The sequence below is a fragment of the Streptomyces qaidamensis genome (genome assembly GCF_001611795.1).
Lineage (GTDB): Bacteria > Actinomycetota > Actinomycetes > Streptomycetales > Streptomycetaceae > Streptomyces > Streptomyces qaidamensis.
In genome coordinates this window covers 4825764-4837972 of the sequence record NZ_CP015098.1, presented here as the reverse complement: position 1 = coordinate 4837972, position 12209 = coordinate 4825764, and the positions used below count along the sequence as shown (strand labels likewise).

General features: G+C 69.2%; 11 protein-coding genes. 5 read left to right on the top strand and 6 right to left on the bottom strand.

Annotated elements, in window-relative coordinates:
- Nucleotides 1-16: 16 nt before the first annotated feature.
- Entirely contained in the window at nucleotides 17-577 is a 561-nt protein-coding gene (locus A4E84_RS21515; protein WP_062928156.1) for a DM13 domain-containing protein, read from the bottom strand.
- Nucleotides 578-1033: 456 nt separating this feature from the next.
- On the opposite strand from A4E84_RS21515, the gene A4E84_RS21510 reads away from it, so the two are divergent.
- Nucleotides 1034-2572, top strand: a complete 1539-nt coding sequence (locus A4E84_RS21510; RefSeq protein WP_062928155.1) for an alanine/glycine:cation symporter family protein — start codon at nucleotides 1034-1036, stop codon at nucleotides 2570-2572.
- A gap of 79 nt (nucleotides 2573-2651) precedes the next feature.
- On the opposite strand, the gene A4E84_RS21505 is transcribed toward A4E84_RS21510, so the two are convergent.
- Nucleotides 2652-3920 (bottom strand): cation:proton antiporter, encoded by a 1269-nt coding sequence (locus A4E84_RS21505; RefSeq protein ID WP_062928154.1) that lies wholly within the window; start codon nucleotides 3918-3920, stop codon nucleotides 2652-2654.
- Between the two features lie 249 nt (nucleotides 3921-4169).
- Between A4E84_RS21505 and nhaA the strand changes: the two genes are divergently transcribed.
- The 3 genes from nhaA (at nucleotide 4170) to A4E84_RS21490 (ending at nucleotide 6727) form a co-directional block, all read left to right on the top strand.
- Nucleotides 4170-5465: a Na+/H+ antiporter NhaA gene (gene nhaA, locus A4E84_RS21500; RefSeq protein ID WP_062928153.1), complete on the top strand. Its 1296-nt coding sequence runs from the start codon at nucleotides 4170-4172 to the stop codon at nucleotides 5463-5465.
- Nucleotides 5466-6095: 630 nt separating this feature from the next.
- The gene (locus A4E84_RS21495; protein WP_062931545.1) at nucleotides 6096-6467 is read left to right on the top strand and encodes a low affinity iron permease family protein; all 372 of its coding nucleotides are present in this window, start codon (nucleotides 6096-6098) and stop codon (nucleotides 6465-6467) included.
- 98 nt (nucleotides 6468-6565) lie between these two features.
- Entirely contained in the window at nucleotides 6566-6727 is a 162-nt protein-coding gene (locus A4E84_RS21490; protein WP_174569448.1) for a hypothetical protein, read from the top strand.
- Nucleotides 6728-6764: 37 nt separating this feature from the next.
- On the opposite strand, the gene A4E84_RS21485 is transcribed toward A4E84_RS21490, so the two are convergent.
- The 3 genes from A4E84_RS21485 to A4E84_RS21475 all read right to left on the bottom strand — a co-directional run bounded on the left by A4E84_RS21485 (nucleotide 6765) and on the right by A4E84_RS21475 (nucleotide 10080).
- A complete protein-coding gene (locus A4E84_RS21485; protein ID WP_062928151.1) occupies nucleotides 6765-7955 on the bottom strand; it encodes an HTTM domain-containing protein in 1191 nt (396 codons plus the stop codon).
- Nucleotides 7945-8661 carry a DUF5819 family protein gene (locus A4E84_RS21480; RefSeq protein ID WP_220451708.1) on the bottom strand — a complete coding sequence of 239 codons (717 nt, stop codon included), beginning with the start codon at nucleotides 8659-8661 and terminating at the stop codon, nucleotides 7945-7947. The genes A4E84_RS21485 and A4E84_RS21480 overlap by 11 nt, the downstream gene beginning before the upstream one ends.
- A 111-nt stretch (nucleotides 8662-8772) precedes the next feature.
- Nucleotides 8773-10080, bottom strand: coding sequence for an ice-binding family protein (locus A4E84_RS21475; protein ID WP_062928149.1), 1308 nt, complete (start codon nucleotides 10078-10080; stop codon nucleotides 8773-8775).
- A gap of 714 nt (nucleotides 10081-10794) precedes the next feature.
- On the opposite strand from A4E84_RS21475, the gene A4E84_RS21470 reads away from it, so the two are divergent.
- Nucleotides 10795-11838: a fatty acid desaturase family protein gene (locus tag A4E84_RS21470; RefSeq protein ID WP_062928148.1), complete on the top strand. Its 1044-nt coding sequence runs from the start codon at nucleotides 10795-10797 to the stop codon at nucleotides 11836-11838.
- A 92-nt stretch (nucleotides 11839-11930) separates the two neighbouring features.
- Here A4E84_RS21470 and A4E84_RS21465 read toward each other — a convergent pair whose 3' ends face one another.
- A complete protein-coding gene (locus A4E84_RS21465; RefSeq protein ID WP_062928147.1) occupies nucleotides 11931-12158 on the bottom strand; it encodes a hypothetical protein in 228 nt (75 codons plus the stop codon).
- Between the last annotated feature and the right edge of the window lie 51 nt (nucleotides 12159-12209).

The following is a 12209-nucleotide window of genomic DNA, read 5'->3' as shown; positions in this document are numbered from 1 at the left end:
GCCCCCGCGGTCGGGTTCAGGAGCGCGCCAGTTCAGCCGCGCCGAAGGACACGTCGAAACGGTCGCACCAGATGCTCACGCTGGTGTACCGGGACGCGTCGACGTCGGCCGGTACGGCGTAGTTCTGGCTCCCCTTGTTGCCCTTGAGCTTGCCGAGGCTGACGTACGCGCCGTCGTCGAAGACGTGCCATCCGGCCCGCCCCTCCTTCACCGGCGCGTCGGTCAGCCACACGCGCAGATCCGGACCGTTGCTGGTGTCGAGGTTCTCCAGCCGTATGACATGGGAGCCGTCGGCGAGCCGTACGAGCTTCACGCTGCCCGAGGTGGCGTGCTCGTGGCTGATCAATGTGCCGCCCGCCAGCGTCCGGGGCCCGGGAGCCGGGGAAGGCGACTCGGAGGGCGCTTCGGCCTCAGGGACCGTCGGGGCCACGGCGCTGGGCAGTGCCTCCTGCACGGTCTCGTCCTGCCACAGCTTCCACGGCTGGAACCAGTACAGCCCGAGACCGGCGCCTACGACCGCCATCGCCAGCACGCCGATGACCAGCGGCCTGCCCAGCACCATCTGCCTGCGTGCCATTCCATGCCTCACTTCCTGAGAGCTTTCGTGGCTCCCCATTCAACGGGTCAGGAAGGCGTCATGACCCCCGCGAGAGATGACGGAACGCTTACGCCGCCCCCATGCCTATGTGTATGTACGTTCATCAGCTGTCCGGTGAACGGATCTCCGGCCCCGCATAACGGTCCGATATCGCTCGCTGGCATTCTCGACTGCGACTGTGAGTTATGTGACTTGAGTCACTAAAGACATGGCAATGGTCGTGGTAGAACTACGCAACTCCGCAGGTGGCACCACTCGACGCCACAGTGCGGAGCGGTCGGCATGCACCGGCAGCACGACCAGGGTGATCACGATCCGCATCCACGGACAGCCCACCCAGCGTCGCCGATCGGACAACGGCGTTCGTTCCGAGACCGCACATCGACCGGCGGCACTTCCCCTGTGCCCCGGGCTCGCACCATCGAGGTAGCAACTGTGTCACTCGACTCCGTCACCCAAAACGTCGACGAAGCCGTCAGCGATTTCTTCGAACCGATAGCCAAGTGGCTCGGAGACGTCGTCTTCTACGCTGTTCCCGTAGGCGGAACGGATCTTCCCCTCATCGTCGCCTGGCTCGTCGTCGCCGGTCTCGTCTTCACCGGCTGGTTCGGGTTCGTGCAGGTCCGCAAGTTCAGACTCGCGCTCGACGTCGTGCGCGGGAAGTACGACGAAAAGGGGTCGACCGGCGAGGTCAACCACTTCCAGGCCCTGACCGCCGCCGTCTCCGGCACGGTCGGCCTCGGAAACATCGCGGGTGTGGCCGTCGCCGTCTCCATCGGCGGCCCCGGCGCGACGTTCTGGATGATCCTGTGCGGCCTGCTCGGCATGGCCTCCAAGTTCGTCGAGGTCACCCTCGGCGTGAAGTACCGCGAGGTACACGCCGACGGCACCGTCTCCGGCGGCCCGATGCACTACCTGCCCAAGGGCCTCAAGGAGCGCTTCGGCAGCGGCGGCGCCAAGCTCGGCAAGGTACTCGCCGTCCTCGCCTCGATCATGATCCTCTTCTTCGGTCTGTTCGGCGGCAACCTGTTCCAGACCAACCAGAGCTACGCGCAGATCTCCTCGACCTTCGGCGGCGAGGACGGCTTCCTGGCCTCCTCCGCCGGCGCCGTCCTCTTCGGCCTGGTCGTCTCCGCGCTGGTCGGTCTCGTGCTGCTCGGCGGCATCCGCTCCATCGCCTCGGTCACCAGCCGGCTCGTGCCCGCGATGGCCGCCATCTACATCGTGGCCTGCCTGGTCGTCATCCTGAGCAACGTCACCGCCGTGCCCGACGCCTTCCAGACCATCCTGCAGGGCGCCTTCGAAGCTGAGGGCGTCGCCGGCGGTGTGCTCGGTGCCCTGATCATCGGCTTCCAGCGCGCCGCGTTCTCCAACGAGGCCGGTCTCGGCTCCGCCCCGATCGCCCACTCCGCGGTCAAGACCAAGCACCCCGCGAGCGAGGGTCTGGTCGCCCTGCTGGAGCCGTTCATCGACACCGTCGTCATCTGCACGATGACCGCGCTGACCATCGTCATCGCCAACCCGGCCAGCTGGGCCGAGGCCCGCGCGGGCGAGAGCATCGGCGGCGTCACCATCACCTCCGACGCCTTCGAGACCGTGCTGCCCTGGTTCCCGGCCGTGCTCACGATCGCGGTGCTGCTGTTCGCCTTCTCCACGATCCTGACCTGGGGCTACTACGGCCTCAAGGCCTGGTCGTACCTGTTCGGCAAGAGCAAGGCCAGCGAGACCGTCTTCAAGGCCGTCTGGAGCCTGTTCGTGATCCTGGGCGCCCTGATGTCCCTCGACTCGCTGATCAGCCTCGCCGACTCCGCGCTCTTCCTGCTGTCGGTGTTCAACATCATCGGCCTGTACCTGCTCGCCCCGGTCGTCAAGCGCGAACTCAACTCCTTCCTGGAGTTCGTCCGCGCCCGCAAGGCCGGTGAGATCGGCGACGACGGCGACGAGGACCAGGAGTCGGTGAAGACCACCGTCTGACCGCCCCCCGGCGGCCCGGCTCCGGCACGGGCCCGTACCCACCTCGCGCCTTGGTGGGTACGGGCCCGTACGTCTGCCCCTACGACCGACCACCGAGCTCCGGCCCGTCCCGCCACCGGTCCAGGTATCCGATGGCCGGGGTCGCCATGACCCCGTGCAGCACCACCGAGAGCACTACGGTGAGGGCCACGACCGCCCACAGCTCCCGTTCCAGACCGCCGAAGGAGTCCTGCCCCAGCGCGTAGGACAGGTAGAACAGCGAACCGATGCCCCGGATCCCGAACACCGCGACCACGGCACGCTCCTTCTTCCCCATGGCGGTCCGTGCCTGTGCCGGCCACCCGGCCAGCGGCCGTACGACCAGGAGCACGACGATGGCGACGACCGCGCCCATCAGCGTCAGGGCGGACAGGGCGCCGGCCACCAGGTAACCGCCGAGCAGGAACAGCAGGGCGGCCGTGAGCAACCGCTCGATCTGCTCGGTGAACTCGTGCAGCACCTTGTGATAGCCGTGGCTGCGCTCGGCGGCCCGGATGACGCAGGCCGTCACGAACACGGCCAGGAAGCCGTAGCCGTGGAGCACCTCTGTGATGCCGTACGACACGAAGGTGGCCCCCAGCGCCACGAAGCCCTCCATGTGCTCGGACAGCCGCAGCGCCGACGTACGCACCCGGAAGAACATCCACCCCAGCAACCAGCCGACACCACCCCCGACGGCCAGCCCCACAGCGCACTTGGCCAGCAGATCGGTCAGCGCCCACGAACCGATCCAGCCCGCCGACCACCCCGTCCCGGCCGCCGCGGCGAGGGCGATCGCCGCGTAGACGAACGGAAAAGCGAGTCCGTCGTTCAGCCCCGCCTCACTGGTCAGGGAGAACCGCACCTCGTCCTCGTCGCGCTCGGTACCGAGCGGCTCGCCCACGCGCACCTCACCGGCCAGCACGGGATCCGTCGGCGCGAGCACGGCCCCCAGCAGCAGAGCGGCGGCGGGCGGCCAGTCGAGCAGCCCCCAGGCCAGCAGGGCGACGACCGCCACGGTCAGCGGCATCGTGATGCCCAGCAACCGCCACGTGCTCGACCAGCGGCGCCAGCCGAAGGGCCGGTCGATGGCGAGCCCCGCGCCCATCAGCGACACGATCACACACACCTCGGTGGTGTGCTCGACCCACAGGCGATCACGAACGGGATCCACGGCCGGCACGCCCACCGGCAGCAACTCGATCAGAACCCCCGCGGCAAGGAAGACCATGGGCAGGGAAAACGGTCGCTTGGACACCACCCGGGGCAGCACAGCGGCCCCCAGCGCCCCCAGGCCCAGACAGACGTAGACCACGTCCGAAAGCGTCACTGCGACCTCCTGCCCGACGTGATCACTCCAGGCACGTGTGTACCCCGTCCACCACGGCACCTCGCCCGAATACGTCCACCGATGCTCACTGCCTGCCCGTTTGCGGCGGAAGCGGCGGGGGTGGGCCGACGGACCTGCTCCGGTTAGGGTGTGAAGAACGCGTCAATGAGGCGCGGGGTGTGCCGGGAAGTCTGGTCGGCGTCCGTAGGGCCGTATGCCCGCTTCCCGATACCCCGGAGGTTCGCCGCTTTGGCCGCCACCCCGCCCCGCACCCCGTTCCTCGGTCTCCTCCCCTGGCCCGAACGACAGGCAGTGGCCCGGGCCCTGCGCACCGAGACGGTGGGCGGCCTCGTCCTGCTGGCCGCCGCGGTGGTCGCACTGGTGTGGGCGAACACTCCGCTCAGCAGCGCGTACACCACGATCCGCGACTTCCACTTCGGGATACCCGCACTGGGACTGGACCTCTCGGTCGGCCACTGGACCTCCGACGGACTGCTGACCGTCTTCTTCCTGGTCGCCGGGATCGAGCTGAAGCGGGAACTGGTCGTCGGCTCGCTGCGCACCCCGGCGACGGCGGCGCTGCCCGTGATCGCCGCCGTGTGCGGCATGGCCGTGCCCGCCGCGTTCTACGCCGTCACGGTCGCGGCCGGCGGCGGCAGCATGGACGGCTGGGCGGTGCCGATGGCCACCGACATCGCCTTCGCCCTGGCGGTCCTGGCGGTCATGTCCACCCACCTGCCGACCGCCCTGCGGGCCTTTCTGCTGACCCTCGCGGTGGTCGACGACCTCGGCGCGATCCTGATCATCGCCCTCTTCTTCACCTCGGACCTCAACTACTGGGCGCTGGCGGGCGCGGTCGCCGGGCTGGTCGTCTTCTACGTGCTGCAGAGGCAGCGGGTGAAGGGCTGGTGGTGGTACGTGCCGCTCGGAGTGGCGATCTGGGCGCTCCTCTACAACGGCGGCGTCCACGCCACCGTCGCCGGGGTCGCCATGGGCCTGATCCTGCGCACCGTCCGCGACAAGGACGAGAAGGAATCACCCGCGGAACGCACCGGTCATCAGCTGCACCCGCTCTCCGCCGGCGTGTGCGTGCCGCTGTTCGCGCTGTTCGCCGCCGGGGTCAGCGTCTCCGGCGACGCGCTGGGCAAGGTCTTCACCACCCCCGAGCCCCTCGGAGTGATCGCCGGGCTGGTCGCGGGCAAGATCCTCGGCATCTTCGCCGGGACCTATCTCGCCGCCCGCTTCACCCGCGCCCGGCTCAATCCGGACCTGGCCTGGGCCGACGTCCTCGCCCTGGCGACCCTGGCAGGAATCGGTTTCACGGTCGCCCTGCTCATCGGCGAGCTCGCCTTCCCCGGCACGGCCGTCGGCGAGCACGTCAAGGCCGCCGTCCTGATCGCCTCACTCACCGCCGCCCTGCTGGCCGCCCTGCTCCTGCGCCGCAGGAACGCCGTCTACCGGCGCCTGTACGAGGAGGAAAACCTCGACGAGGACGCCGACGGCATCCCCGACATCTACCAGCGCACCGAAGCGGGCGGCACCTGACCCGGCCACCGCCGCGCTGCCACCTGCAGCGGCGGACTTCTGTTGAGAGCTCCTTCGAGGGGCGTCTCTCCGACCGGGTTCCGGGGGGGGCTGACAGCGCCGACATGCAGGTGGTTGTCCGTACCGAATGAGGCGAGCCGGCGACTGGCACGCGGCTTTTGAGGGGCCGGCGGTGCCTGCTGGGTACTGCTGCCATCGACCGGCAAGGGCCCTACGTCGCCCGGCAGGAGGGGGCCAAGCCCCTTGCGGGAGAGGGTGCTCGGCCGCAGAGGATCTCGACGAGGTGGAACGCCTGAACCTCGGCGAGCACCGGGGCAGTCGCGACCGGGGAGCGTCCGGGCTCACGGGCGGGCATGCCGCGGGGAATGACGGCAGCTGGACGCCGGCGTCTGACGCCTCAGTTCTCGGTCGATCGCGGCATCGCGCTCCGCCCCCCTCCCGCAGACCCCGGCATCCGCGCCACAGTCGTCGCCGAGTTGTACCGGCACACCATCGATTGTCGACCCGCAGCCACATCACGCCCGGCCAAACCGAGCTCGTACCAGGACGGAATCCCGCCGACCCCGCGGCGGACTTCGGCCGGGCGTGGCAGCCCTCGGGCATGCCGTCGTCCGCTGTAGAGAAATGGGCATGATTCTCAAGCACCCGTCCGACCGCGGAGGCTCGCGGAGCAAGCCGTTTGAGAGGCTGGCCGAGAACGCCTCGCGGTTCACCAGTTCGGCAGCGTTCTTCGGGATCTGCCTGATCCTGGTCGCCGTGGCTGTCACCTTGCACGTGATCGGTTTGCCGATCACGTGGCTTCTGTTCGTGGGCGAGGCGATGTCGGCCTTGACCCTGCTCATGGTGGCGCTGCTGAAGAACTCCGAGCTGCGGGCCGAACGCGCCGTCCAGCGCAAGCTCGACGCCATCGCGGCAGCCCTGCTGGAAGGACAGGAGGGCAACGGCCCAGGAGAAGCACACCGGAGGCTACGGTCCGCCCTCGATAGGGGAGAGAGCTCCTGATGCACTCGGTTCTCACACGCTTACGCCGCCTGTCGTGCCTGCGTGAAGGGGCCGTGGCGGTGGTCACCTGCGAGATGGATCATCCCTTCGGCCTTTCCATGGTCGAACGTCATGGCGGCAAGGTCGACCTCGCGGCCCTGCTGGAGCACACCCGGGACCTGCACCCGCGAGAGGCCGCGCTGCATGAGACACAGCGGCACACCAGCTCCGGCGCGGACACCGGACGGGCCTCGGCCGCCCGCGAGAGACACCAGCCGTGATCAGGGCACTCTCACTTGGCGGTGCCGAGGACGCGTGTCAGGGCCCCTTGGAAGGGAGCCGAGGGGACGCGGCCTCCGGGCGGTCATGGGTGTCGTTCCGCTCGGCGGGAAGCGCGACCGGGTACTTCGAGGCGAGTACGCCGCCGGGCCCGCCCTGCGCCGGGACGGCTCCGGCGCCTGCCGCCGGTACCGGTGCCGGCTCGCCGTCCGTTCGCCGCAGCACGCGACGGCCGAGGTGAGGCAGCAGGGTGTAGAAGCGGTCGGGAAGGAACACCGCGTCGGCGACGATCATCGCCCCGGAGAAGAGGGGCAGCCCCATGAGTACGGCGATGCCGATGTGCATGCCCAGCAGCAGGGTGAGAACGGGGTACTTGAGTCTGCCGAACAGCACGAACGGGAAGGCCACCTGCAGGAGCACGGTCAGGTGACCGGCGATGGCGATCACGAGCGAGTGCTGGTCGACGAAGTCCGAGAGCACGGGCCAGGGCCGGAAGAGTTCGAGGTTCAGGGCGTAGTGGAGAGCGGTGCCGCTGCCCCAGGTACTGCCCTGGACCTTGTACAGGCCGGCTGATCCGTAGAGGAGACAGACCTGCGCCGCGATGAGGAACATGCCGCAGTTGTGGGCGACCGTGACCAGGACGCACCGGGCGTCCGACAGTTGCCGGGTGAGGGGGTTTCCCGACGCTCGCGGCGCACTGTCGGCAGGAACTGATTTCAACCTGTTTCTGCGCGCGTCCAGGGACCAGCGTCGGCCGCAGGCGGTGAGGACGAGGTAGAGGGCCATCAGCAGGATCAGGTTGTCGCCCCCGTCCGTCATGAAGATCGCGCGGGCGTGGAAGGAGGTCACCACGACGGCGAAGAGGACGGACATGACGCGGGTCCGCCAGCCCAGCATGAACAGCGCGGACGTGACGAGGGCCAGCCCGTAGCAGAGCTCGAGGAAGGCCCGGCTGTCGGACAGGACCAGCACGCTGACCCAGCCCGTCTGTTCGAAGAGCTCGCGGGCCAGGGCGGGCGTCCAGGGAGATCCGGGGCCCCAGATCTCGTGCCGGTGCGGGAACTCACGCAGCAGAAAGACGAGGTAGAGCAGCCCGTAGCCGATGCGCAGCACCGACGCGGCGTACAGGGACACCGGCCGCCCGGTCAGGAGGTCCCATCCGGCGGTGATCCGTTCGCCGAGCCATGTGCCGGCGCCGGGATGCGCCGTCCTCCGGGTCTCATTCGGCATGGCGGGTCACCTTCCACCAAGGCAGAAGCCGGTTCTCGGACGGCTTCGGCGGACGAGTGCCGGCCTCTGATCCGGGCGCGGCGACGGGCCGCGTGACGACGCGGAGCTGGACGAAGTCGAACGTGTCGCCCTTCTGGGCGGCGAGGCGGTCCGCGGCGATGTTGGTCAGATACGTCCGCATCATCACGGCGCGTTCCGTGCGCGCCGTGTCGGTCCCTCCGTGCGAGTCGGCGTAGCCGGCCCAGGCGCGACGCAGCATGTTCTGTGCCGTGTGGCTCGGGAAGACATGACGTTCGACCGCGGAGCCGTCCACGGCGGTGAGATCGGACCAGGGGCTCACCTCGAACGATCCATCGGAATCGGTGCGGGCGGTTCTCGCCAGGATCTGCCGGTTCACGGATTCCGGGTCCGGGGCGAAAAGCCGCCAATTCTGTTCGAAGAAGGGGAACACCCAGGCATTGATCTGGGAGCCGTATCGCTTGGATACCGTATTGGCCGGCGCCACGTGGAGAAACACCAGAAGCACGTGCACGACACTCGCCAGTACGCACAGGACCACCATGGCGCACAAACCCGCTTTGAGAGCACGGGCGCCTCTCGGCAACTTGGGCGGAGCGGCCGCGACGTCAGGGCATTCCCGCACATCCGGACCGGACTCGGAATGCTGGATTTCCTTCACGTCCGCCGCATCGATTCCGCTTGCCATCGCCTACCGCCTTTCTCACATCAGCTGCCCATGCCGGGCGGCGCGCGGCGGATTCGAAGAGATTCCGCCGCGCGCCGTCATCGGGTGAGCGGGCCGACCGTAGTGCGTTGCCTAGCCGTCGTGGCGGTTGGAGTGGTCGTCGCCCTCGTGCCCCTTGGGCGTCCCGTCGTGGCCGTACCTCTGATGGGGCTGGTCGCCGTAGCCGTACTTCTCGTGGGGCTGGTCGCCGTAGCCGTAGTCCTCGTGGGGCCGCTTGCCGTGGTCGGAGTCGTCGTGGCCGGGTTTGCCGTGGCCGTGTCCGCCGCCCTGGCCCGGCCTTCCGGGCTTGTCGTCATGGTCCGGCTTGCCCGGGCCCTCGTCGTGCCCGCCGCCGTTCGCGCCGCCGATTCCGCCGTGCCCGCCCCCGTTCCCGCCGCCGTTCCCGCCGGTGGTGTTGCCGGCCGTGTTGCCCGCAGTGTTGCCGGCCGTGTTGCCCTCGGTGTTCCCGGACGTGCTGCCGGCGACGTTGCCCGAGGTGCTGCCGGGCGAGGCGATCGGTCCGCCCAGGAGACCGCCGGTGACGAGACCGCCGCCGAGGAGTCCTCCGCCGGTCGTCGTGCCGGTCGTCGTGCCGGTCGTCGTGCCGGTGGTCGTGCCCGCGGTGGTTCCGGTGGTCGTGCCACCCGTCGTGGCGCCCGCGCACCCGCCGAGGAAGATCCGGTTGTTGTCGAGCGTCACGGAGCCGTTACGGGCCAGCGCCCGGCCCTCGATGTTCGTCCCCGTCGTCACGCTGATCGAGGTCAGCGCCATGATCGTTCCGACGAAGACGGAGTTGGTGCCGAGGGTGGCCGAGCTCCCGACCTGCCAGAACACGTTGCACGCCGAAGCGCCGTTCGTGAGGAGGATCTGGCTGGACGTTGCCGTGATCAAGGTCGAAGGGATCTGGAAGACCCAGACGGCGTTGGGGTCTCCGTGGGCGTCCAGGGTCAGCGTGCCGTTGATCTGGACACCGCCGGATTCACGGGTGTAGACACCTGGGTCCAGCGTCTGGCCCGCACCGATCACCGAATCGAGCGGGAAGTCCTGTGCCTGGCCGGCCGCGTTGTTGTATGCCGTGACCAGGTCCGACTTGGCCTGAGCGGCCTGGGCGTCCCCGCGGTGCACCGCACCACGCACCTCACCGGGCGGGAATCCGGTCACAGCCGGGTTCGGGGAGGTCCCGAGGTCGTTGTAGAGCACGGTCGGGCCGGTGTTGGTCACGCCCTGGCCCGCCAGGACGGAATAGCTGGCCGCTGTGCCCAGCCCCGGGGCCGTGGCGATGGCCAGCGCCGGCGTCGGCGTCACAGCGACCAGCACGGCGGCAACCGTCGCTGCGAGGGCTGAGGCCAGGATGCCGGACACGGAACGCCGGTCAGTCGCTTGAGGGATTTTCAGCTTCATCGAAAGGCCAATCCTGTGAGGACCGTGGCGTACCGGGCAGGCCATACCCATTGCCCGGGATGCCTTGCTGCTCTTACGCAGCGGCATATTACGCAGAACTATCGTTGTAACTGACTTGAACAAGACAGAAGAATCTCACCTCATTCAGACGGCGCACAGCGCTACGAAAATAGCTTGAATGCGAGTGAGCAGAGCCGAATTCAGTAATTTCCCTACCGGCGCTTCCGGGTGGCCGTATGAGTGCCGCGCCCGGCGGGTGATCCTCGGCACCAAGCCGCACCGACGGCCAGGTGGCCGGCCACCCGAGTGTTGTCCGGCACCCCGTTCCGCCGGAGGCGGTCGGCGGGACGCGCCGCACGGGGCGTCGGCGTTCGGATGCGGAGCGGAGCCGCGCCCGCCGCGCCGGCTCCGTCATCGGGCAGCTGTCATGCGGTAGTTGACGACCTTCTCCAGCGGGCGGGAACGGCCCGCTGGATCCCCGGTCGGCCAGGGAACTGCACGCGCGCTGCCGTCGCGGTGTGAGACCTGCCCGGCGGGGAACCCGCACGGAAAAGGGCCTGCGCGGCCGCCCGCTGACGAAGCAGACGTCGTCCTTGCTCCGCGGTCGCGCGATGCGCTTCCTGCAATGGAGGAAGCGCATCCCTGCCTACGGCCCGGTATCAGCGGCTCCCGGGCGACACCGAGTCATCGGCCTCATCCGGGGAGAACACCCTCATGACCACGCATTCCATCGTCCGCCCCCCGCCCTCGGAGAGGCCCGGCAGCGACTTCGCCCGGCTGTCGAGGAAGATCGCCGATGCCGGCCTGATGGGCCGCCGTCCCGGCTACTACGCCCTGCGGATCACCGTGGTCGCGGGGCTCTACGTCGGCGGGTGGGCCACCGTCGCGCTCATCGGTGACAGCTGGTGGACCCTGGCCGCCGCCGCTTTCCTGGCCGTCGTCTTCGGTCAGGTCGCCCTGCTCGCCCATGACGCGGCCCACCGGCAGGTGTTCCGCCGGCGCCGGGCCAGCGAGGTGTCCGGACGGATCGCCGGTGCCGGTATCGGGATGGGCTACGGGTGGTGGCAGGACAAGCACACCCGCCACCACGCCAACCCCAACCACGAGGACCTCGACCCCGACCTCGACCCCGACCTGCTGGTCTGGTCCCAGGACCAGGCCCGGGACGCCACCGGGCTCCCCCGCGTGATCGGCCGCTGGCAGGCGTTCCTGTTCTTCCCGCTCCTGACACTGGAGGGCTTCAACCTGCACGTGTCGAGCGTGAAGGCGCTGGCCAATCGCTCGCTCAAGCACCGAGGGCTCGACGGCGTCCTGCTGTTCGCGCACTTCGCGGTCTACCTGACCGTCCTGTTCTGGTTGCTGCCCCTCGGTATGGCGATCGCCTTCCTCGCCGTCCACCAGTGCCTGTTCGGTGTCTACCTCGGCTCCCTCTTCGCGCCCAACCACAAGGGCATGCCGATCCTGAAGGGCGAAGACCGCCCGGACTTCCTGCGCCGCCAGGTGCTCACCTCGCGCAACGTGCGCGGCGGCCGGCTCACCGACATCGCGCTGGGCGGGCTGAACCACCAGATCGAGCACCACCTGTTCCCCAGCATGCCCAGTCCCAACCTGCGCAGGGCGCGGACCATCGTCCGGCGCCACTGCGAGGACCTGGGCGTGGACTACGTGGAGACCGGGCTGATCACCTCCTACCGGCTGGCCCTCGTCAGCCTCCATCAGGCGGGAGCTCCGCTCCGGAGGCCCCGGGCTGCCGCGTAGGAGCGGGGGCCGGGGCGATCTCCGCGAGGACCGTCGGTGGCGGTGACGGCACCGCGCGGCGCCGCGGATGCCCGGGCCCGCTCGGCTCATGGTCAGCGCAGCCGGTCTCCCCTGGCCCCTCGCCGGTCATCGCGGATGCGGTCCTGCCGGTCCCGGCGGCGGATGAAGTCGCCCGGTTCGAGATCACCGTCCATGAGCCGCCCGATCACGAGACCGACGATGCCCAGGCCCAGCACCAGCAGGAAGGCCCAGAAGTCACCGAAGTACGCGGCGAACCCCAGCGCCATTCCCGCGATCAAGCCCACCACACCCCTGCTCATCACTCGCTCCTTTCGACGCACCGGGCCTGGTCCGGTTCCCCTTGCTCCGGT